This window comes from Pseudomonas sp. 3MA1 (genome assembly GCF_029237275.1).
GTDB lineage: Bacteria > Pseudomonadota > Gammaproteobacteria > Pseudomonadales > Pseudomonadaceae > Aquipseudomonas > Aquipseudomonas fluorescens_AP.
Genome location: NZ_JAACFX010000013.1, coordinates 97,383 through 118,011 on the forward strand (window position 1 = coordinate 97,383; position 20,629 = coordinate 118,011).

Here is a 20,629-nt window from a genome sequence, read left to right on the forward strand (position 1 = left end):
TGGGTTGGCGGCCCTTCAGGCCCAGGCCAGCACCAGCAGGCCGGCACCCAGTACCACGCACAGCGGGGAGTAGAACAGGGTGTCGAGACGGGCGAACTTCGAGTCGCGCACTTGCTTGAAGAAACCCACCAGCTCCGAGTCGCCAATGGCCCGGGCGAACATCAGCAGGGCAATGGCGCTGATCACCCACTGCAGGGAGGGATGGGTCACGCTCGGCAGGTAGAGCCCGACCCGCAGGCACACCAGCATGGCCACCAGCAAGAGCCCCACCGCCACCAGCAAGGTGGCCAGGGCCGGCGGGTGAAAGGCCGGTTGGCTCTGCCCGGGAGCCGGCCCCGGCACCTGGGGAATCAGCGCGTCGCTGCCGCGCTTGCCACCGGCGGCCCAGTACAGATGGATCAGGCTGATGAACAGGAAAGTAGCGGACATTCCCTGTGCAAGCAGAAGGTTCATGTGCAGACGTCCTTGTAAAAAAGTCGTAAAGAGAATGGACTCGATTACGGGTTTTTGTAAGTACGTTCGTCGCCTTCGGTGGTAAAGTGCCGCCCCATGAATTTGACCCGTTCCGATCGCTCGCTCGTTGCCTGGATGCTCTATTGCTGCGTCCTGTTCAACGTGTTCGCCTGCAGCATCGGACACGGGCAGATGCTCGGCCAACAGCTCAACGGCATTGGCGGGCAGTTCTGCAGCATTGATCCCAACACCCAGGCGCCGTCCCAGCAACCGGCCGACCAGGACTCCCTGCCGACCCTGTCCAAGGCCTTTGGTTGCCCGCTGTGCTCCAGCGGCGGCATGGGGCCGGCGCTGAACTCCAGCCTCAGCCTGGCGCTGTTGCCGCAACCCCAGGCGCCGCCGCTGACCCGCCAGTTCCAGTCCCACCTCCCTGCCCGCTTCACCTGGCCCGCCGCCCATCCTCGGGCACCGCCCTACGCCTGAATCTTGCTCGTGCTCAACCCGCCCACTGCGCTGCTGCGCGGCGCGTTCTGGTGGGCTCTTTTCCTAGTCAAGCATTCAGGATTCACCCATGAAACAGCTTCCTTTGCTGGCCAGCGTGCTGGCCTGCCTGTCCGTCAATGCCTGGGGCCAATCCGCCCTGGAGTTGGCCCCCACCACCGTCAACGCCGAGGGCACGGACGTCGAACCCGGCCTGGACCTGGAGCAGTCCAGCGGCATGGCCTCGCGCCTGGGCCTGAGCCTGCGCGAAACCCCGGCCTCGGTGGCGATAGCCAGCCGCCAGGACATCGAGCGCCGGGGCGCGCGAACCTTCCAGGACGCCGCCAATGCCCTGCCCGGGGTCAACGCCAGCGCGCCGCCAGGGTTCGGCGGCTTTGTCTCCTACCGCGGCTTCAGCAGCAGCCAGATCACCCAGATGTTCAACGGCATCAACGTCGCCACCGGCCTGGCACGTCCCGTGGACGCCTGGATCTATGACCGGGTGGAACTGGTGGGCGGGCCCTCCTCGCTGATCAATGGCGCCGGCTCCGTGGGCGGCTCGCTGAACTACGTGACCAAGCTGGCGGAGCGCCGCGAACAGGCAGCTGAAGGCCTGCTCAGCTACGGCAGCTACGACACCACGCAAACCGCCTTCGGGGTCAATCACGCCCTCAGCCCGGCCGGCGCCGAGGTGCAGCACTACGCGCGCTTCGACGTCAGCCACAACACCAGCAACGGCTACATCGACCGCCAGGAAAGGGACGCCTGGAGCCTGGCCTTCTCCCTGCTCAGCGACCTGACCCCGGACCTGTCCCACACCCTGGCCGTGGAATACCAGGACGAACACGAGGACAGCCCCTACTGGGGCACCCCGGTGCGCAACCCCAAGGCCGGCGAGCTGAAGATCGACAAGCACAATCGCTTCAACAACTACAACGTCGCCGATGGCCTGTATGAACAGCGCACGGTGTGGCTGCGCTCGATCATCGACTACCGGATCAACCCCAGTACCACGCTGCGCAACACCCTCTACCACCTGGACAGCCAGCGCGACTACCGCAACCTGGAAACCTACCAGTACAGCTCCGACAACAGCCTTGTGAACCGCTCCACCGCCTACCTGGTGCGGCACCAGGGCCAGCAGGACGGCAACCAGTTCGAACTGCGCCATGACGATCAGTTATTCGGCCTCGACACCACCTGGTCCGGGGGTTTTGAGTACAAGGTCAACAGCACCACCAACTCGCCGTGGAACGTGCCAGCCAACAACAGCGTGGACCCCGGCCATTTCCAGCCGGGCTATTTCTATGATCTCAAGGACACCCGCCAGCGCTGGGTCAAGGACAAGACCAACCAGGTCACCACCCGTGCCCTGTTCATCGAGAACCGCCTGGCCCTGACCGACGAGCTGTCCCTGCTCAGCGGCCTGCGCTATGACGCCATCGACCTGGACGTGACCAACCACCGGGCGATCACCGCCAGCAACCCGCGTCACCTCAAGCGCAACTGGGAGCCGCTCACCGGGCGCCTGGGGCTGACCTGGCAGTTCCTGCCCAGCGCCAACGTCTACGTGCAATACAGCACCGCCGCCGAACAGCCCAGCGGCACCCAGAACTTCGAGGTGTCCACCGGCAAGCAATGGGAAGTGGGCAGCAAGTTCGACTACCTGGACGGACGCGGCTCGGCGACCCTGGCCGCCTACCGCATCCAACGCCAGGACTTTGCCGTCACCGATCCTCTGGACCCGGCCAACAGCATTCCCGTGGGCCAGCAGACCTCCAAGGGCATCGAACTGGCCAGCTCGCTGCGGGTGACGCCCAAGCTGCTGGCGGAAGCCAACTTCGCCTGGGTCGACGCCGAATACGACGAGTTCAACGAGAAGATTGCCAGCGGCGCGGTGGTCTCGCGCAAGGGCAACACCCCGACCAACGTCCCCGAGCGGGTGGCCAACCTGTGGTTGACCTATGACCTGGCCCCGAGCTGGCAGACCGGGGTCGACGCGCGCTACGTGGCCTCGGTGTACGCCAACAACGCCAACACCTTGCGCATGCCCGCCTACACCCTGTACGGCAGCTTCCTGCGCTATCAGGTCGACAGCCACACCAGCGTCACCGGCCGGGTACGCAACCTGACCAACGAGGTCTACGGCCAGTTCGCCCATGTGTCCCCGGCCTATTACCTGGGCACCCCGCGGACCTTCGAACTGGCGCTGCAGACCCGTTTCTGACCCGGCTTGCGGGCCTCTTCGCCGGCAAGCCGGCTGCTACATCAGGGCAGCAGCGACTTTGTCGGCGATGTCCTGGGGCACCCAGGCGCGCCAGATCTCGGGGTGCTGCTTGAGAAAGGCGCGGGCCGCGTCGCGCGGAGCACTGTGGCTTTCGCTCATCTGCGCCAGGGCCTGGTTGAGAGGATCGATCGGCAAGTCCACCTGACGGAAGAAGCTCACCAGTTGCGGGTACTGCTGGTGAAACGGCGCGGACACGCCAATCGACAGCTTCGAGGCCAGGGAACGGCTCGGGCGCGGGTTGGGATTGCCGGCATCGGTCAGGGTTTTCCAGGCCTCGGCATCGAACGGCGGCTCTTGCAGCTGCACCAGCTTGTAGCGTCCCAGTAGCGGCGTCGGCGACCAGTAGTAGAACAGCACCGGTCGGCCCCGGCGGATCGACGAGGTGATCTCCGCATCCAGCGCCGCTCCGGAACCGCTGCGAAAGTTCACGTAGCTGTCTTGCAGGCCATAGGCCTTGAGTTTCTGCTGGTTGACGATTTCCGAGGTCCAGCCGATCGGGCTGTTGAGGAAGCGGCCCTTGCCCGGAGTTTCCGGGTCCCTGAACACGTCCTTGTAGCGGGCCAGGTCCGCGACACTGCGCAACTCCGGGGCCAGCGGCTTGAGGCCTCTGGCCGGATCGCCCTTGATCACGTACTCCGGCACCCACCAGCCTTCGGTGGCGCCCTTGACCGTATCCCCCAGGGCGATCACCTTGCCCTCGGCCTCGGCCTTGACCCATACCGGGCTGCGCCCGGCCCACTCTTCGCCGATCACCTGGATATCGTTGCTGGCCAGGGCGGTTTCCAGGGTGATGGTGGTGCCCGGCAGGCTGTCGGTGGGCAAGCCATAACCGCTCTCCACCACGACGCGCAGGATCTCGGTGATCAGGCTGCCGCTTTCCCAGTTCAGGTCGGCGAAGTGAATCGGCTCGGCGGCCACGGCCGGCGGCAAGGGGGCAAAGCCGGCCAGGGTCAGCAGGCCGCTGGCCAGCAGCGCTCGGAAGCCTTTCATGGGGTACACCTCTCGGAGTCGGGACCTGGGCCAAAAGGGACCCGCTGCGCCAATGCGCGCGGCCCCTGAAGCATTGAGTCAACTGACTGTAGTAGAGGTTCCGTATTTTCCACCGGGGGCGATGCCGGGATCGGCCATCACGGGTCCGCCGGCTCCTGCAAGCGCTGCAACTCGCGGCGCACCATGCTGGCGTAGGCCGCCGGACGCAGGTGGTACAGCTCGCCGGCCACCCAGTTCAGCCAGGCGCCCTGCAAGCGCGGCTTTTCGGCGAACAGGCGCCGGGCCTCTTCGGCGGCGGCCTGTTGATGCTGGCGATGAAACTCGGCGCGGCCCTGGCTCATCACTCGCTGGCCTTGAAACTCACCAGTTCGCCCTTGCGGAATTTGGCGGCCTTGGCGGTGACCGCCTTGAGGGTCTTGGTCAGGCCTTCCTGCAGTTGCTCGTTGGCGGCGAAGAGCGTCACCACCGCATGCCCTTCCTTGAAGACGATCCCCTGCCCCAGGGGGCTGCTGACAAAGGCATAGTCGCCCAGGCCATAGACGGTGAGCTTGATCTCGCGAAAGCGGATCTCCAGCTTGCCGCCTTCGCGACTGGGCAGCACGGCGGCGCGAAAATGATCGCCGACCTTGAGTTCCAGGCGTGGCTTGTCGTCCACCACCAGCGCGGTCGCGGTATCGATCTCGGCGACGTAGAAGCCTTCAGCGGACTGTTCGGTGATGTAGACAAAACGAGATTGGAACAGCTTGACCAACTTTGCGCGCAAATCACCCAACACGAACAAAGCATGCATTTCAAGATTACTTACTGCCAAGGAACACTCCCCGATACTCAAAAGGGTGCCGCCCGAAAAAAATGGACAGCACAAAAAACCGCCATGACGGCGTGATCACCTCAATCAGTTACCCCAAAAAACACTCAAATGCAGCGGGTACTCCAGGCCACGGCGTTGGCGCCGGCGCTGAACAACGGGCATTTCGCCGAAGCATCAGGCACAGGTCGAAGGCTGTAGGAGTAGGCTCTGACACCCCGAAAAGTGTGGCGGCGAGTTATCTGGGGCGGGTACTGAAACAGGCCGGTAAGCCGGATATACCCTGAGATTGAATCCCCGGATCGGCAGCCACTTCGGGTTGCAGAGGCAATTCTAGAGCAACTTTGTGCATTTCGACCATTTAAAGAGAGCGATTGATGGCGGCCCGGCCATTGATTAGTACACAGACTAATGTTGCTCATCAGCGGGTAATCTTGCCCGCAGTCGTCACACGAAGGCCCGGCATTCTAACCAGTAATACGTGGGCGCAGTGATCTGGGTTGGCGGATTTAAGCGTAAGAAAGTTCACTTTAGTCCCTCGGAACATTCGTTACCTAAAACCGCAATGACATAACTCAGCCCCTCGCAACGCAACAACTGCCATACTCCGCCGCTGGTTGAGCGACCGCGGTACGGGCGCTCAAGCACTCACTCATCTCCAAGGGAAGGCTAGAAGTGACCGAACTAGATATTGGCGAGTTTTTCATTCGTGGCGAGTGCAGAGAAGTCGAAGGCGAATTCCAGGCCGTGATTGCCATGCGCGCCAAACCTCCACTGACTCAGATCACCTTCCACCAGGTGGAACGGGACCGCTGGTTCAAGACTCCGGAAGAAGCCCTGGCCGCAGCCAAGGCCTCGGCCAAGGCCCTCAAGCTGGCCATTGACCAGGGCGCCCTGAACGCCTGATTCCCCTCTTGACCCGAACACACCCGCCGCCCTGGCCGCACAGGCCCAAGGGCGGCGACAAGCGCCCAGCGCCCCCACCTCGAACGCCTGCGCCCAACCAAGATTCAAGCCGAGTGCCTGAACCCCTGGCGCGCTCCCTGGACACTGGCCAGTTGTGCCTGCCACGCCTGCCGGCACTCTTCGGCTTCGGCCCGACTGGCAAACGCGGTGCCGCGCTGCTCGCCATTGACCAGCACCACCCAGCACGCCTTGCGCCCCAGGGCCCGCAGCGAAGCGGGAACGCCACTGCCAATCATCACTGCCACATCGACTTTGCTGTGCATGGAGCACCTCGCGGAATTAGTTAGCTTCCTAACGATGTTCGGATACTAATCGCTTCCCGGCCTCGATAACAGCCCGAATCTGCACAGCAGCGTTACCCCGCGAGTAACAATCGACCTCTCAAGACTTGCGCCTAGGGGCTGCCTGCTCGGGTTTGTAGCCCAGGCGCAGGCCGCCCCAATGCCGTCCCTGGACCATGATCGGCACCGACAGGTCATGCATCAGCTCGCCGGTATCACGGGTGTAGGTCTGCAGCAACAACGGCTGCTGGTGACTGCCGCAACGGATGCCGGTGCGATCGGCGAACTTGCGCTTGCTGCGGTTGTGCAGGTTGTCCACCTGGGGATCGCCGGTCAGCGGCTGGGAGAAAATCTTGTTGTGGGTCGGTACATAACCTTCCTGGGTGCAGGCGATGGCGAACACCAGGCCGTCGTGGCGCGGCAGCAGGGACTCCTGGATCGGCGGCAGCACCTGGTCGGTGTAGCGGTCGAACCGGGTCTGGTACTTGGGCGGATGGGTATTGGGAATCGGCTGATAGTGGCGGTCGAACAAATCATCGAGGCTGATGCGGTTCTGCGCCAGGTCGGCCTCGAACTGCTCGGCGATGCGCCGCGCGCCTTCGCGGGCCAGGTCGTAGATACGCTGGTGATAATCGTCCAGGCCCACCGCCGCCAGACGCTCGCTGATGGTTTCCGCCTGCCCTTCCATCTGCACCGCGGCCTCGGCCAGGCTGCGGGTCTGCTGGTCGCTGATGGCCAGGTCGCTGCGCATCTGCTCCACGGCGTGGAACAGGCTGTCGAGCTGTTCGCGATTGGTTTCGGCGCCCCGGGCGATCTCGCTGACCTGCTCCTCCACTCCCGCCGCCAGCCGCGCGATGTTGTCCAGATGCCGCCCGGTGTGCTCCACCTGCTCCACCCCCAGGTTCAGGTCGTCGGACAGCTGGCGGATCTGCTCCACCACATCGCTGGTGCGCTGCTGGATATCCGCCACCATCACCCCAACCTCGTCGGTGGCCGAGGCGGTGCGCCCGGCCAGCCCGCGCACCTCGTCGGCGACCACGGCAAAGCCGCGCCCGTGCTCCCCGGCCCGGGCCGCTTCGATGGCCGCGTTCAGGGCCAGCAGATTGGTCTGGCTGGCGATGGACTGGATCACCAGGGTCACCCGCTGGATCTCTTCGCTGCGCTGGCTCAAGGCCTCGATCAGCTCGCGACTGCCATTGGCCCGCTGGCTCAGGGAATGCATGCGGCTGATGGACTCGCCCAGCACCGTGCGCCCTTCGGCACTGCTGGCATGGGCTTGGCTGGCGGCGCCCAGGGCCTGCTGGCTGAGCTGTGAGGTGACCTGTTCGGTCTTGATCATCACCTCGGCATTGCCGACGATGCGCGCCGCGGCATCCAGCTGGGATTGCAGCTTGCCCGCCAGTTGCGTCACCGAATAGGCCACGCCAGCGGCAGACAGGGCGTTATGGGTGGTGCTGTAGGACAGGTCGCGGGTCAGCGAGGACAGCTCACTGTCGGCCGTTGCCGCCGGCGTCTCGGGCACCTTGCGGCTTCTCAGCCGGGGCAGCCAGACCACCAGCACCGCCAGGGGCAGGCACAGGTACAGCGACCAGTCACCCAGTGCCTGGCCAACCAGCAAGCCCATCAAGGCCGCGCTCTGCAAGGTCGGCGCCCACCAACGGGCGGCGGGTGTTGCTGCCAGCGGTTGCGCGATCGGCACCGCTAGAGATCCTTCTCTTGACATGTTTAGCACCCCACATCGTTCTAATTATTTTCGGCATTAGACGCCACTATAAGGCCATTAACCATGGTCCCTTAGTAGGAAGAAGAGCAGCGGCAAGCTACAAGCAGCAAGCGGCATGTGCGAGGCATTATTCAGGGTCTGAAGAGGGGGATGTTGCAGTAGATCAAGGGAAGTGAAGACTGGCGTAGAAGCGCCGGGGACTGGCTCCCGCTCCAGTGCGCAGCGCTGGCACGGCTACGCACTCGGAGGCAAGGATGCACTTGCAGCTTGCAGCTTGAAGCTACAAGCTTGCAGCTGCTTTTAAGCCTGACGCTGATGCTTGTCGATCTGCTCGTGGCGCTCTTGGGCTTCGATGCAGTACTTGGTGGTCGGGCTGATCAGCAGGCGCTTGAGGCCAATGGGCTCGCCGCTGTCGTCGCACCAGCCGAAGGTGTCGTCACTGATCCGGCCCAGGGCCTGCTCCAGTTGCGGCAGCATGCGCTGATCGCGATCAATGGCGTTGACCAGCCAGGTGCGCTCTTCTTCGACGGAAGCGGCGTCGGCCGGGTCAGCCGGGGTGTCCAGGCTTTCAATGGCGATCCGGTTCTGTTCGATGCGCTCGTGGGTTTCCACCTTCATGGCTTGCAACAGGTCGCTGAAAAAAGCGTGCTGCTCGGCATTCATGTAGTCATCCGCCGGCATGGCCAGCAACTTTTCCTTGGTCATTGATTTCTCTATAAAAAATACGTGCATTAAGGCGAATTCAAACGGTTTCCGGTTGACCCGTCAGGTCATCAGAAAGGCGCCATACCTTCCAAGCGCCACCCGGCACTCAATTTACGAGGGGCGGCAGTCTAAGGCCGGTTTGAGGGCGCAGCAACTGAAATGACAGCGAATCTGTCCGACAAAACGCACAAAGCCCGTAATCACGGGCTTTGCTGGCGCTTATCGGAGTGCGTTTATAACAAAAAATTCCATAGAGGCGTGCCTGTTAGAAGACAAACGGCAGTACCGGACAGCCAATTCGAGCCTTTTACCCCCCGTTTCAGCCCTTGTCAGCCGGCTTGCCGGCGAACCGGCCAGCCAGCGTTGCATTCCCTTATGGGCTGCTTTGCGGCCAAGCCAGCGTCGCCACCAGGCCGGTGCCTCAGCGCTTGAGCTTGCGCTTGTTGCGGTACTGGTCGATGACCACCGCCACCACGATGATCAGGCCCTTGATGATGTCCTGGATGTAGGCATCCACGCCGACAAAGGTGAAGCCGCTGGCCATGACCCCGAGGATCAGCGCGCCGATCACCGTGCCGGTAATGCGCCCTACGCCGCCGGCCAGGCTGGTGCCGCCGATCACCGCGGCGGCGATCGCGTCCAGCTCGTAGGACATGCCCATCCCCGCCTGCCCGGTGGCGGCCCGCGCCGAGGCCACCACCCCGGCCAGCCCGGCCAGCAGCCCGGCGATGCTGTAGACAATCACCAGATGGCGCTTGACATTGATCCCCGAGGTGCGCGCCGCCTGCATGTTGCCGCCAATGGCGTAGGTGTACTTGCCGTACTTGGTGTAGCGCAGCGCGACATGGAAGATCACCGCCACCACCAGGAAGATGATCACCGGCATGGCCCCGTGGCCGATGACGGTGTAGGAGTCGGAAAGCATGCTCACCGGCTGGCCTTCGGTGTAATAGCGGGCCAGGCCACGGGCCGACACCATCATGCCCAGGGTGGCAATAAAAGGCGGAATGCCGGTGATGGCGATGATGCTGCCGTTGATCGCCCCCGCCAGCAGGCCCACCCCCAGCCCGGCCACCACCGGGATCCACACCGGCAGGTCGGTCAGGGACGGGAACACTGCCCGGGCAAAGTCCGAGGTCTGCGCCAGGCTCGCGGCGATCATCGCCGACAGCGCCAGCACCGAGCCCGAGGACAGGTCGATACCGGTGGTGATGATCACCTGGGTCACGCCGATGGCCAGCAGACCGATGATCGACACCTGCAGGATCATCAGCACCAAACGCTGGGAGTTCAGCAGAAAGCTCTGGTCACGAACGATCCAGCCGAACAGCTCGAACACCAGGCCGATGCCGATCAGCACCAGGAAAATGCTCAGTTCGGTGGGCCAGCGCCGACGCGTCCTGGCGGGTACCACGGCCGGTTTGTTTTCAGACATCACGTTCATAACCACTCACCTTTGTTAGCGCCTGACCGTGACGCCTCAGCGCGCCGCCGGTCGCCATCGATTGGAGAATCAGTGCACCAGCGACATGCCCGACGCCAGCTGCATCACCCGTTCCTGGGTCGCTTCGCTGCGGTCGAGAATGCCCATGAGCTCGCCTTCGTGCATGACCATGACCCGGTCGCTCATGCCCAGGACTTCCGGCAGTTCCGAAGAAATCATGATCACCGCCATGCCTTCGCTGGCGAGGGCGGCGATCAGGCGGTAGATCTCGGCCTTGGCCCCGACATCGATGCCCCGGGTCGGCTCGTCGAGAATCAGGATCCGCGGCTTGGTCATCAGCCAGCGCGCCAGCAGCGCCTTCTGCTGATTGCCCCCGGACAGGGTATCGATGCATTGCTCCAGGGACGGGGTCTTGACCCGCAGCTTCCTGCACATGTCCTCGCACAGGGCGCGCAGGGCCTTCTGCTGGATGAAACCGCCCCCGGCGTAATGCGGCAGCACCGCCACTTCCATGTTTTCCAGGACCGACAGGCAAGGGAACAGGCCGCTGAGCTTGCGATCCTCGGTCAGCAGGGCAAGGCCCTTCTCGATCGCCCGGTGCGGGTCGCCGATGCGCAGCGGCTGGCCGTCGAGGACAATCTCGCCGCCATCGCTTGGGGTGATGCCGAACAGGGTTTCGGCGACATTGGTCCGCCCCGAGCCCATCAGCCCGGCGATGCCGAGGATCTCCCCGGCGTGCAGGTCGAAGGACACGCCGTCGAACACCCCGTCCAGGCGCAGATCGCGGACCTTGAGCAGCAGCTCGCCGATGGGCTTGTCGCGCTGGGGAAACAGCTGGCTCAGCTCGCGCCCGACCATCATCGAGATCAGGCTGTCGCCGTCCAGGCTGTCGGCCCGTTGCAGGCCGATATAGGCGCCATCGCGGAACACCGCCACTTCATCGGCGATGGCGAACACTTCGTTCATCTTGTGGGTGATGTAGATGATGCCCTTACCCTGGGCCTTGAGGTCGGCAATGATCGAGAACAGGTGCGCCACTTCCTTGTCGGTGATGGCCGAGGTCGGTTCATCCATGATCAGCACGTCGGAGTCGTAGGACACCGCCTTGGCGATCTCCACCATCTGCCGCTCGGCGATGCTCAGGTTGCCCACCTGCTCCTCGGGATCGAGGTCGATGCGCAGGCGCTCCAGCAACTGCGAGGTGCAGCGGTGCATGGCGCGGTGATCGATCAGGCGCAGGCCGTTGAGCTGTTCGCGGCCGATCCAGATGTTCTCGGCGATGCTCATGTGCGGCATCAGGTTGAGTTCCTGATGGATCATGGCGATGCCCGATTGCAGGGCCGCCAGGGGCGTGTCGAAGACCACCGGCCGGCCCTTGAGGCGCAGCTCGCCGGCATCCGGCTGGTAGATGCCGGCGATGATTTTCATCAGGGTCGACTTGCCGGCGCCGTTCTCGCCCATCAGCGCCAGCACCGTTCCCGGGCGTACCCGCAGCTGCACATCGGACAGGGCCACCACGCCGGGAAAGCCCTTGCTGACGTTGATCACCTCCAGCAGATAAGGCTCTGCGGTCGCCGGGGTGACCGCCTGGACGGCGGCCAGCGGGGTGCTTGAGGCAGTCGCGCAAGAGAACATGATCAGGTACTCCATCGGCAGGGCCGGCCGGGGCCGCCCTGTCACTTATTGTTGTTATGGAACCGCTTGGCCGGGTGCGCGGCGTTACTTGAACTGGTCGACGTTGTCCGGGGTGATCAGGCGATACGGAATCCACACCGCCGGCTCCACCGGCTCATGCTTGATCATCTTCACCGCGGTATCGATGGAGCCGTCCGCCTGGCCCTTGGCGTCCTGGAACACCGACAGCGCCAGCTCGCCCTTCTTCACCGCGCGCAGGCCATCGGGGGTGCCATCGACACCGGCGATCAGCACACTGCCCTTCTCGACCCCGGCCTGCTTCAGCGCCATGGCGGCGCCAATGGCCATTTCATCGTTGTTGGACACCACCGCGTCGAACTTGCGGCCCTGGGTCAGCCAGTCGTTGACCAGGGTCATGCCCTTGTCCCGCAGCCAGACCCCGGTCTGCTCCTGATCGACCTTGATCCCCGGGTACTGGGTCAGCACTTCCTTGACCCCCTTGGTGCGGTTGGCGGTGGAGTTGTTGGCCAGATCGCCCAGCAGGATCACGATGTCGCCCTTGCCGCCCATTTTTTCGGCCAGGTACTGCATCTGCATCTTCCCGGCCTCCAGGTCGTTGGAGGCCACGGTGACCACGCCCTTGGGCAGGTTCAGGTCATCCGGACGGCGATTGACGTAGACCAAGGGAATGCCGGCCTTGACCGCGGCCTCGGTGATTTTCTTGGTGGCGGCGGTGTCCACCGGGTTGACCACGATGGCGTCGACCTTCTGGCTGATGAAGTTCTCGACCTGGCTCAATTGCTTGACCACGTCGCTGCGGGCGTCCTCGAACTGCAGCTTGACGCCATCGGGCAGGGACTTGGCTTTCTGATCCATCGACTCGCGCAGGTAGGTCAGCCAGGTGTCATCGAACTGCGACATGCTCACGCCGATCTTGATATCGGCCAGCGCCGCCCCACTGGTCAGCAGCAGCGACAGCGCGAGCGAGGCAAAACGGATCTTGGTGTTCATCACAGGTCTTTCTCCACATTCTTGTAGGTTTTATGGATAAAGCGCAGAACGACTCAGAGCGGCAGACGCACCACAGGCGCGCCGGGAACGCAGCACAGCAGCGCACCATTGCGCTCTACACAGAGAAAGCCGAGGCAGGTCAGGAGGATGGCAGAGCGGCTGGCCCGGGGTGTCGCGGTGGCCGGCGCGCGAAAAGAGCGCAGCGGTGAAGTGACAGCGAGGACAGCGGATTTGAAGGTTTTCATCGACGGTACCTGTTTGTTTTTGTGGGTCGGTGCACGCCGCGCTCAAAGCCTGCTTGAGGGGTGTGCAACCTAGCTAGTCGGCAACCTGGAAATGACTTTATTGGAAAATAATTTCTATATCAACTCATTTTAGAATTTTATTCTAAATCAGTTTACCCCCTGTAAAACCGGCGCTGCGACGACTGCTGGCCCAAGACCTGCGCTTCCCGCAAGGGCCCCTTCCGACAATCCTCACACCTCCCCCTGCAGGAGCTGGCTTGCCAGCGAAAGCGCCCCCCAGCCCTGCGCCTACTCCAAGCCCCGCGTCGCCGGCCAGCCGGGAATCAGGCGTAGAAGCCCGGACGCTGGGGCAGCTCGATCTTGACGATCTGGCCGCTGTTCTGCGCTTCGATACAGGCATCGGCCGCCACCGCCGCGGCAAAGCCGTCCCAGGCCGAAGGCCCGCCCACCTGGCCGGCGCGCACGCCGTCGATAAAGGCCTGCAACTCCACGTCATAGGCGGCGATAAAGCGCTCCTTCCAATCCATCAGGATGGCGTTGGACAGCTTGGCTTCGCTGCGCAATTGCACCTGGGACGGCTCCGGCAGCCTGGCGATGCCGCTCTCCCCCACCACTTCGCACTGGATGTCGTAGCCGTACTGGCAGTTGACGAACACTTCGACGTCGATCCGCGTGCCACGGGCGGTTTCCAGCAGCACGATCTGCGGGTCGCGCAAGTGGGCCAGGGCCTTGCTGGTCTTGCGCGGGAACACCACCTGCACCGACACGTAGTCGTCGGCCAGCAGCCAGCGCAGCACGTCCAGTTCGTGGATCAGGGTGTCGGTGATGGCCATGTCGGTCTTGTAGTTCTCACCCACCCGCGGGTTGCGGTGGGCGCAGTGCAGCATCAGCGGCTCGCCGATCCGGCCGCTGTCGATCACCGCCTTCAAGGCCTGGTAGCCGGCATCGTAGGGGCGCATGAACCCCACCTGCACCAGGCGCTTGCCGTGGGCGATTTCGGCCTCGACGATGCGCCGGCAACCCGCGGCGGTCACCGCCAGGGGCTTTTCACAGAACACCGGCTTGCCCGCGGCAATCGCCGCCAGCACGAACTCCTCGTGGCTCGGGCCCCAGGAAGTGACCAGCACTGCCTCGACGTCCGCCGCCTTGATCAGCGCATGGCCGTCCGGGTAGACCTCGGCGCTGAGCTTGAGGTCGCCGAGCACCTTGGCCGCCGACTCAAGGTTGATGTCGGTGACCGCCACCACCCGGCTGCCCAGCAGGGTCTGGCTGCAACGACGGATGTGATCCTGGCCGATGGCGCCAGTGCCGATAACACCAAGTTTCAAAGACATGCAGATACTCCTGTGGTTGTGCGTTGCAGAGCAATCAGTACTGCCGGGCCTGGGCCAGGCGTTGATTAAGGGTCTTGGCCGCCGCATTGGTGCGTTCGCTGGTGGACACCTGGGCCACGCCCACCCGCCACCAGGACAGGTAGCCGTGGATCATGGTCTTGGGCAGGACCTTGATATCGATCAGGGTCGAGACGGTCTGGGTCCGGGCATCGGCCAGGGCCGCCAGCAGTTGCTCCTCAGTGCTGACCTTGTAGGTCTTGCAGCCGTAGGCGGCGGCGCTCATGGCGAAGTCCACCGGCACCAGGCCACCGTCGAGCTTGCCGCTCTGCGGGTTGCGGTAGCGGAACTCGGTGCCGAAGCTGTCCATGCCGTGGCCCATCTGCAGGTTGTTGATGCAGCCGAAGGCCATGTTGTCCAGCAGCAGCACATTGATCTTGCGCCGCTCCTGGATCGAGGTGACCAGCTCCGAATGCAGCATCAGGTAGGAGCCGTCGCCCACCAGGGCGTACACCTCGCGATCCGGCTCGGCGAGCTTGACCCCCAGGGCCGCGTTGACCTCGTAGCCCATGCACGAATAGCCGTATTCCACGTGGTAGCTGTTGACCGCCTTGCTGCGCCAGCTGCGCTGCAGGTCGCCGGGCAGGCTGCCGGCGGCGGCGACGATGATGCCGTCCTCGGGCAAGGCCTGGTTGAGCAGCCCGAGCACCCGGCTCTGGGTCAGGCAGGAGCCGGTCAGCTCGATGAATTCGCGCAGCAGCGCCGGGTCCATGTGGTCGTTGATCTCCGGCACGAAGTCCTGGTCCTGGTATTGCAGCTGGTAGAGCCGATCCACCTCGGCCTCCAACCGGGCCTTGGCCTCAGGGATCTGCCCGCCCCAGTCCGCCTGATAGCCGCTGCGGCCCAGGGCTTCGCCGAGGGCCTGCAAGCCGACCTGGGCATCGGCCAGCAACTGCACGCCCTCCAGCTTGAGGCTGTCGCCAGGGCAGACATTGAGGTTGAGAAATTGCACCCCGGGGTGCTGGAACAGCCATTTCGACGAGGTGGTGAAATCGCTGTAGCGAGTGCCGACGCCAATGATCAGGTCGGCCTCCCTGGCCAGCAGGTTGGCCGCCAGGCAGCCGGTTTCGCCGATCCCGCCGACGTTCAGCGGGTGCGCGGAAACCACCGCGCTCTTGCCCGCCTGGGTTTCCGCGAAGGGGATGCCGAAGCGTTCGGCAAAGGCCTGCAACGCCCGGTTGGCCGCGGAATACTTGACCCCGCCGCCACAGATGATCAGCGGCTTGCGCTTGCCCTGAAACAGCGCCAGGGCATCGCCGAGCATGGCCTCGGTGGCCGGGCGGCGGTCGATGCGATGCACGCGCCTGGCGAGAAAGGCGTCCGGGTAATCGTAGGCTTCGCCCTGCACATCCTGGGGCAAGGCCAGGGTCACGGCGCCGGTTTCCGCCGGGTCGGTGAGCACGCGCATGGCGTGGATCGCCGCGCTCATCAGTTGCTCGGGGCGGTTGATCCGGTCCCAGTATTTACTCACGGCCTTGAAGGCATCGTTGGTGCTGATGCTCAGGTCATGGAACTGCTCGATCTGTTGCAGCACCGGGTCCGGCTGGCGGCTGGCGTAGACATCCCCCGGCAGCAACAGCAAGGGAATCCGGTTGGCGCTGGCGGTGGCCGCCGCGGTCAGCATATTGGCCGCACCGGGGCCCACCGAGGAGCTGCAGGCGTAGATCTTGCGCCGCAGGTGCTGCTTGGCAAAACCGATGGCGGCGTGGGCCATGCCTTGCTCGTTGCGGCCCTGGTGCACCAGCAGCTCGCCGCTGTCCTGCTCCAGGGCCTGGCCCAGGCCGAGCACGTTGCCGTGGCCAAAAATGGTGAAGACCCCGGCGATGAACTTGCTCTGGACCCCATCCACCTCGACGTACTGGTTATCGAGGAATTTCACCAGGGCCTGGGCCATGGTCAAGCGTGTCGTACTCATGGTTTGCACCTTAATGTTGATGTGTCTGCCAACACGTCCGTAGGAGCTGGCTGGCCAGCGAAAGCGCCTTGGAGACTTGCGCCCCGCTGTGGCGCCTCTTCGCCGGCAAGCCGGCTCCTACGCGAGGGCGGCGTCAGGCCAGGGATTGCTGCAGGTGGGCCATGCTCGCCTCCAGCGCCTGCCGGATATCCGCCAGCCCGTGCACGCTCTCGGCAAAGGGCTCGAACGACAGGTAGCCGCGGCAGCCACCGCTCAACAATGTGTCGATCTGCGCCGCAGTGCCGAGGATGTCCGCCTCGCCCACCAGCACCCGATGGCCATCGCGCATGCTGTCGAGAGGAGCCTGTCGGTCCTCGACCCCGGAGATGTGCACCAGCCCGGTCAGCTCGGGGAAGTACTCCTCCTCACCGGCCAAGTGGTGGTGGAAGGTGTCGTGCACCAGGCGCAGCACGTCCAGGCCGTCGCTGGCACGGATCGCCTCCAGCGCCGTGCGCTTGCGCCGCAGCGAACATGCTTCGAAGCCCAGGGGCTCGATAAACCCCAGCAGGCCGTGATCCCGCAGGATCGGCGCCAGCTCGCGCAACGCGCTGTGCAAAGCGCTGCTGCGCTGGGCCTCGGTGCGTGGGTCGGCACGCTCATTGAGCGGGCACAGCACCAGCCCCTCGGCCCCGCAGGCACGGGCATAGGCGGCGAGTTTCAGGGCCTGCTGGCGACGCTCGTGGTTCCACACATCGAAGGGGTACAGGGCGTTGATCGACAACACCTTGATGCCCTGGGCCGCGCACAATTCGCGGACCCGCTGCGGCGGCGTGCCGTCCTCGATTTCCACGCCCGCCAGGTCATTGCGGATCTCAATGGCATCGACCTTCAGCGTCCGCGCCAGGTCGAAAAACGCCGGCAGCGACAAACGCGGTGCAACCATACGATTCAGGGCGAAACGCAGGGGCTGGCTCATTCTTCTTGTTCTCCAAAATCCATCGCGTCGAGACAGTTACTGGGCCGTCGGCATGCTGAATTCCGGGCCCTTGGCGATGCTCTCGGGCCAGCGCTGCATCACGCTCTTGTAGCGGCTGTAGAAGCGCACGCCCTCCTCGCCATAAGCGTGGTGGTCGCCGAACAGCGAACGCTTCCAACCGCCGAAGGAATGCCAGGCCATGGGCACCGGGATCGGGACGTTGATGCCGACCATGCCCACCTTGATGCTGCGGGCAAAGGCCCGGGCCACGCCGCCGTCGCGGGTGAAGCAGGACACGCCGTTGCCGAACTCGTGGGCGTTGATCAACTGCACCGCGCTGGCAAAGTCGGGCACCCGCACAATGCCCAGCACCGGCCCGAAGATTTCCTCGCGGTAGATGCTCATCTCGGGGGTGACCTGATCGAACAGGGTGGCGCCGACAAAAAAGCCCTGCTCCGCCCCCGGCACCTTGAAGCCGCGCCCGTCCACCAGCAGCTGCGCACCCTGGGCCACGCCCTGATCGATAAAACCCTCAACCCGGGCCTGGTGCTCGGCGGTCACCAGCGGCCCCATGTCGCTGTCGCCGTGCAAGCCGTTGCCGACCTTGAGCCGGTCGATGCGCGGCAGCAGCCTGGCGATCAATTCATCAGCCACCTCACCCACCGCCACGGCGATGGAGATCGCCATGCAGCGCTCGCCGGCCGAGCCGTAGGCCGCGCCGATCAGTGCATCGGCGGCCTGGTCGAGGTCGGCGTCGGGCATCACGATCATGTGGTTCTTGGCCCCGCCCAGGGCCTGCACGCGCTTGCCCCGGGCGCTGGCCTGCAGGTGGATGTACTGGGCAATCGGCGTCGAACCGACAAAGGAAATCGCTTCGATGTCCGGGTGCTGGAGCAAGCCGTCCACGGCGCTCTTGTCGCCCTGGACCACGTTGAACACCCCTTCGGGCAACCCGGCTTCGGTCAGCAGGCGCGCCATCAGCAGGCTGGCGGACGGGTCGCGCTCGGACGGTTTGAGGATGAAGCAGTTACCGGTGATCAGGGCGATGGGGATCATCCACAGCGGCACCATCACCGGGAAGTTGAACGGCGTGACCCCGGCGCACACGCCCAGGGGCTGGCGCAGGTTCCAGTTATCGATGCCGCCACCGATGTTGTCGCTGAAATCGGTTTTCAACAGGTTCGGCGCGCCACAGGCGTACTCGACGATCTCGATGCCGCGGGTCACTTCGCCCATGGCGTCGGACAGCACCTTGCCGTGCTCGCGGGTGATGATCTGCGCCAGCTCCTTGTGGTGCTGGTCCAGCAGTTCCTTGAACTTGAACATCACCCGCGCGCGGCGCAGGGCCGACTGCTCGGACCAGGCCGGGAAAGCCTTCAGTGCCGACGCCACGGCTTCATTCACGGTCTGCTGGCTGGCCAGGGCCACGCGGGCCTGGACCACCCCCGTGGCCGGGTTGAACACCGGGCTGAAACGCTCGCCGGCCGCCCGCTCCTGAGCGTCGATGTAATGGCCGATTACCGGGGTGTCGCTCATTGTTCTTGTTCTCCGTAAAGGGTTGCCGTCTGGGTTCGGGGCTTCAGAGATCCAGCAGCCAGCTGTGCTGCGGGTCGTTATGGAACTGCCAGACCCGCTTGGGCCCGGCCATGACGTTCAGGTAATAGGACTCGTAGCCGTAAGGCACGCTGACCGGGTGATAGCCCTTGGGCACCACCACCAGGTCGCTGTTTTCCACGGCCATGGCCTGGTCGATGCTGCGGTCGTCGGTGTAGACCCGCTGGAAGACAAAGCCCTGGGGCGGGTTGACCTGGTGGTAATAGGTCTCTTCCAGAAAACTCTGGTGCGGCAGGTCATCGGTGTCGTGCTTGTGCGGCGGGTAGCTGGAGGAATGCCCGGACGGCGTGCGCACCTCCACCACCAGCAGCGAATGGGCCGGCTCGCTGTCGGGCAGGATGTCGCAGACATAGCGGGTGTTGGCGCCCTTGCCGCGCACGCTGCGCTTGCATTGTTCCGGGCGGATCAAGCGCGGCCCGAGGCCGGCGGCGGCATCACCCGGGGCGGCGCACAGGGCAATCTGCACCTCGCTCAAGGCGCTGACCTGGGCCTGACTGCCCGGCGGCAGATAGACGGCAAAGGGCGATTTGTCTTCGAACACCGATTGCCGGTCGCCCAGGTTGTCCCACTGGAAGGCGCCCTGGGGCGACTCGCCCTGCACGTCGATGCGGCCGCTGAGCAGCACCAGGCACAGCTCCTGGTCGCCGGCGCTGAGCGGCAGGCTGTCCCCCAGGCTCAGGCGGTAGGCACTGAACCCCACGTATTCCAGGGCGCCCTCCGGCAGTTGAACCAGGGTCCGGCCCTGGGTCGCGCTTTTAACCAACAGATTCATTGGCCTGTCCTCGACGATGGCAGCGTGGCGTCCAGTAACCCGCGCAGGGTGTCGTAGCCTTTTTTCGCGTAGACGTAGCTCGGCGCCACGGCCGGGTCCTGCTCGGCTTCCACCACCAGCCAGCCCTGGTAGTCAGCGGCCAGCAGCACATCGAGCAAGGCGGCAAAGTCGAGGTCGCCATCGCCGGGCACGGTGAAGGTGCCGTTGACGATGCAGTCCGGAAAGCTCCACAGGTTGTTGCGCGCCAGTTGCACCACCGGCTTGCGCACGTCCTTGAAATGCACGTGGCAGACCCGCTGGATATGCTTGCGCAGCACCTCCAGGGGCTCGCCGCCGCCCATGTAGCAATGGCCGGAATCGAACAGCAGGCCGACTTCCTCCCCCGTCAGGCGCATCAGCGTGTCGATGTCCGCCGGGGACTCGACGTAGGCCCCCATGTGGTGGTGATAGGCCAGGCGCACGCCCTGGGACAGGGTAAAGCGCGCCAGTTCCGTGAGTTTGTCGGCGTAGTCCTGCCAGGCCTGTGCGCTGTGGAAGCGCGGGCGCTCGATCAGGCGCACCGGTGAGCCCTGGATCGAGTCGGCCACTTCGCCGTAGACCAGCACCGAGGCACCGTTGTGCTTGAGCAACTCGACATGGCTGGCGATGGCGTCGATTTCCTCGGCCGCCGAGCGCCGGGCCAGACGCCCGGAATACCAGCCCGATACCAGCGCCAGCTCATAAGGGCGCAACACATCGCCCACGCCCTGGGCGTCCTTGGGGAACTTGCCGTTGAGTTCAAAGCCTGCGTAACCGATCTCACGCCCTTCGCTGAGGGCGGTGTCCAGGGGTGTTTCACCGCCCAGGGCCGGCAGGTCGTCGTTGCTCCAGGAGATCGGGTTGATGCCAATTCGGATCGCGGGCATGGCTGCACCTTTTATTGTTGTTCCAAGCAATGGTGAAAACGGCCCCTGC

Annotated in this window: 20 protein-coding genes; 3 read left to right on the forward strand and 17 right to left on the reverse strand. The window is 64.4% G+C overall.

What is annotated here, in order from left to right; all coding sequences use genetic code 11:
• Positions 1–15: 15 nt before the first annotated feature.
• Complete coding sequence (locus GWQ44_RS26860; RefSeq protein WP_275928679.1) at positions 16–453, reverse strand: DUF3995 domain-containing protein; 438 nt, start codon at positions 451–453, stop codon at positions 16–18.
• A 96-nt stretch (positions 454–549) separates the two neighbouring features.
• Between GWQ44_RS26860 and GWQ44_RS26865 the strand changes: the two genes are divergently transcribed.
• A complete protein-coding gene (locus GWQ44_RS26865) occupies positions 550–936 on the forward strand; it encodes a DUF2946 domain-containing protein (RefSeq protein WP_275928680.1) in 387 nt (128 codons plus the stop codon).
• An 88-nt stretch (positions 937–1,024) separates the two neighbouring features.
• A complete protein-coding gene (locus GWQ44_RS26870) occupies positions 1,025–3,160 on the forward strand; it encodes a TonB-dependent receptor (protein ID WP_275928681.1) in 2,136 nt (711 codons plus the stop codon).
• 36 nt (positions 3,161–3,196) lie between these two features.
• On the opposite strand, the gene GWQ44_RS26875 is transcribed toward GWQ44_RS26870, so the two are convergent.
• The 3 genes from GWQ44_RS26875 to GWQ44_RS26885 form a co-directional block, all read right to left on the reverse strand.
• A complete protein-coding gene (locus GWQ44_RS26875; protein ID WP_047303947.1) occupies positions 3,197–4,210 on the reverse strand; it encodes an ABC transporter substrate-binding protein in 1,014 nt (337 codons plus the stop codon).
• Positions 4,211–4,347: 137 nt separating this feature from the next.
• Entirely contained in the window at positions 4,348–4,551 is a 204-nt protein-coding gene (locus GWQ44_RS26880; protein ID WP_016962864.1) for a hypothetical protein, read from the reverse strand.
• Positions 4,551–5,000 (reverse strand): hypothetical protein, encoded by a 450-nt coding sequence (locus tag GWQ44_RS26885; RefSeq protein WP_016962865.1) that lies wholly within the window; start codon positions 4,998–5,000, stop codon positions 4,551–4,553. Before GWQ44_RS26885 ends, GWQ44_RS26880 begins: the two co-directional genes overlap by 1 nt.
• Before the next feature lie 693 nt (positions 5,001–5,693).
• Between GWQ44_RS26885 and GWQ44_RS26890 the strand changes: the two genes are divergently transcribed.
• Entirely contained in the window at positions 5,694–5,924 is a 231-nt protein-coding gene (locus tag GWQ44_RS26890) for a hypothetical protein (RefSeq protein WP_016962866.1), read from the forward strand.
• Positions 5,925–6,028: 104 nt separating this feature from the next.
• Here the strand turns inward: GWQ44_RS26890 and GWQ44_RS26895 are convergent, their stop codons facing one another.
• The 13 genes from GWQ44_RS26895 to iolE form a co-directional block, all read right to left on the reverse strand.
• Entirely contained in the window at positions 6,029–6,247 is a 219-nt protein-coding gene (locus tag GWQ44_RS26895; protein ID WP_016962867.1) for a hypothetical protein, read from the reverse strand.
• A gap of 118 nt (positions 6,248–6,365) precedes the next feature.
• A complete protein-coding gene (locus GWQ44_RS26900) occupies positions 6,366–7,988 on the reverse strand; it encodes a methyl-accepting chemotaxis protein (RefSeq protein ID WP_103740711.1) in 1,623 nt (540 codons plus the stop codon).
• A 300-nt stretch (positions 7,989–8,288) separates the two neighbouring features.
• Positions 8,289–8,693, reverse strand: a complete 405-nt coding sequence (locus GWQ44_RS26905) for a TraR/DksA family transcriptional regulator (RefSeq protein ID WP_016962869.1) — start codon at positions 8,691–8,693, stop codon at positions 8,289–8,291.
• A gap of 421 nt (positions 8,694–9,114) precedes the next feature.
• Entirely contained in the window at positions 9,115–10,137 is a 1,023-nt protein-coding gene (locus GWQ44_RS26910) for an ABC transporter permease (RefSeq protein ID WP_275928682.1), read from the reverse strand.
• A 69-nt stretch (positions 10,138–10,206) separates the two neighbouring features.
• Positions 10,207–11,772, reverse strand: coding sequence for a sugar ABC transporter ATP-binding protein (locus tag GWQ44_RS26915; RefSeq protein ID WP_275928683.1), 1,566 nt, complete (start codon positions 11,770–11,772; stop codon positions 10,207–10,209).
• 84 nt (positions 11,773–11,856) lie between these two features.
• Positions 11,857–12,783 (reverse strand): sugar ABC transporter substrate-binding protein, encoded by a 927-nt coding sequence (locus GWQ44_RS26920; protein WP_047303941.1) that lies wholly within the window; start codon positions 12,781–12,783, stop codon positions 11,857–11,859.
• A gap of 53 nt (positions 12,784–12,836) precedes the next feature.
• Positions 12,837–13,028, reverse strand: coding sequence for a hypothetical protein (locus GWQ44_RS26925; protein WP_275928684.1), 192 nt, complete (start codon positions 13,026–13,028; stop codon positions 12,837–12,839).
• 323 nt (positions 13,029–13,351) lie between these two features.
• Complete coding sequence (locus tag GWQ44_RS26930) at positions 13,352–14,362, reverse strand: Gfo/Idh/MocA family oxidoreductase (protein ID WP_275928685.1); 1,011 nt, start codon at positions 14,360–14,362, stop codon at positions 13,352–13,354.
• A 34-nt stretch (positions 14,363–14,396) separates the two neighbouring features.
• Positions 14,397–16,334, reverse strand: a complete 1,938-nt coding sequence (gene iolD / locus GWQ44_RS26935) for a 3D-(3,5/4)-trihydroxycyclohexane-1,2-dione acylhydrolase (decyclizing) (RefSeq protein WP_275928686.1) — start codon at positions 16,332–16,334, stop codon at positions 14,397–14,399.
• A gap of 133 nt (positions 16,335–16,467) precedes the next feature.
• The gene (locus GWQ44_RS26940; protein ID WP_275928687.1) at positions 16,468–17,289 is read right to left on the reverse strand and encodes a TIM barrel protein; all 822 of its coding nucleotides are present in this window, start codon (positions 17,287–17,289) and stop codon (positions 16,468–16,470) included.
• 36 nt (positions 17,290–17,325) lie between these two features.
• Positions 17,326–18,825 (reverse strand): CoA-acylating methylmalonate-semialdehyde dehydrogenase, encoded by a 1,500-nt coding sequence (locus GWQ44_RS26945; RefSeq protein ID WP_275928688.1) that lies wholly within the window; start codon positions 18,823–18,825, stop codon positions 17,326–17,328.
• Between the two features lie 43 nt (positions 18,826–18,868).
• Positions 18,869–19,675 carry a 5-deoxy-glucuronate isomerase gene (iolB, locus tag GWQ44_RS26950; RefSeq protein WP_047303932.1) on the reverse strand — a complete coding sequence of 269 codons (807 nt, stop codon included), beginning with the start codon at positions 19,673–19,675 and terminating at the stop codon, positions 18,869–18,871.
• Positions 19,672–20,580: a myo-inosose-2 dehydratase gene (gene iolE / locus GWQ44_RS26955; RefSeq protein ID WP_275928689.1), complete on the reverse strand. Its 909-nt coding sequence runs from the start codon at positions 20,578–20,580 to the stop codon at positions 19,672–19,674. Before iolE ends, iolB begins: the two co-directional genes overlap by 4 nt.
• Between the last annotated feature and the right edge of the window lie 49 nt (positions 20,581–20,629).

Coding starts and splice junctions, on each gene's coding strand:
- GWQ44_RS26870 (WP_275928681.1), top strand. CDS start 1,025: ATGAAACAGCTTCCTTTGCTGGCCAGCGTGCTGGCCTGCCTGTCCGTC.
- GWQ44_RS26915 (WP_275928683.1), bottom strand. CDS start 11,772: ATGTTCTCTTGCGCGACTGCCTCAAGCACCCCGCTGGCCGCCGTCCAG.
- iolB (WP_047303932.1), bottom strand. CDS start 19,675: ATGAATCTGTTGGTTAAAAGCGCGACCCAGGGCCGGACCCTGGTTCAA.
- GWQ44_RS26900 (WP_103740711.1), bottom strand. CDS start 7,988: ATGTCAAGAGAAGGATCTCTAGCGGTGCCGATCGCGCAACCGCTGGCA.
- GWQ44_RS26860 (WP_275928679.1), bottom strand. CDS start 453: ATGAACCTTCTGCTTGCACAGGGAATGTCCGCTACTTTCCTGTTCATC.
- GWQ44_RS26865 (WP_275928680.1), top strand. CDS start 550: ATGAATTTGACCCGTTCCGATCGCTCGCTCGTTGCCTGGATGCTCTAT.
- GWQ44_RS26925 (WP_275928684.1), bottom strand. CDS start 13,028: ATGAAAACCTTCAAATCCGCTGTCCTCGCTGTCACTTCACCGCTGCGC.
- GWQ44_RS26920 (WP_047303941.1), bottom strand. CDS start 12,783: ATGAACACCAAGATCCGTTTTGCCTCGCTCGCGCTGTCGCTGCTGCTG.
- GWQ44_RS26885 (WP_016962865.1), bottom strand. CDS start 5,000: ATGCATGCTTTGTTCGTGTTGGGTGATTTGCGCGCAAAGTTGGTCAAG.
- GWQ44_RS26895 (WP_016962867.1), bottom strand. CDS start 6,247: ATGCACAGCAAAGTCGATGTGGCAGTGATGATTGGCAGTGGCGTTCCC.
- iolE (WP_275928689.1), bottom strand. CDS start 20,580: ATGCCCGCGATCCGAATTGGCATCAACCCGATCTCCTGGAGCAACGAC.
- GWQ44_RS26905 (WP_016962869.1), bottom strand. CDS start 8,693: ATGACCAAGGAAAAGTTGCTGGCCATGCCGGCGGATGACTACATGAAT.
- GWQ44_RS26930 (WP_275928685.1), bottom strand. CDS start 14,362: ATGTCTTTGAAACTTGGTGTTATCGGCACTGGCGCCATCGGCCAGGAT.
- GWQ44_RS26945 (WP_275928688.1), bottom strand. CDS start 18,825: ATGAGCGACACCCCGGTAATCGGCCATTACATCGACGCTCAGGAGCGG.
- GWQ44_RS26880 (WP_016962864.1), bottom strand. CDS start 4,551: ATGAGCCAGGGCCGCGCCGAGTTTCATCGCCAGCATCAACAGGCCGCC.
- GWQ44_RS26875 (WP_047303947.1), bottom strand. CDS start 4,210: ATGAAAGGCTTCCGAGCGCTGCTGGCCAGCGGCCTGCTGACCCTGGCC.
- GWQ44_RS26910 (WP_275928682.1), bottom strand. CDS start 10,137: ATGAACGTGATGTCTGAAAACAAACCGGCCGTGGTACCCGCCAGGACG.
- GWQ44_RS26940 (WP_275928687.1), bottom strand. CDS start 17,289: ATGAGCCAGCCCCTGCGTTTCGCCCTGAATCGTATGGTTGCACCGCGT.
- iolD (WP_275928686.1), bottom strand. CDS start 16,334: ATGAGTACGACACGCTTGACCATGGCCCAGGCCCTGGTGAAATTCCTC.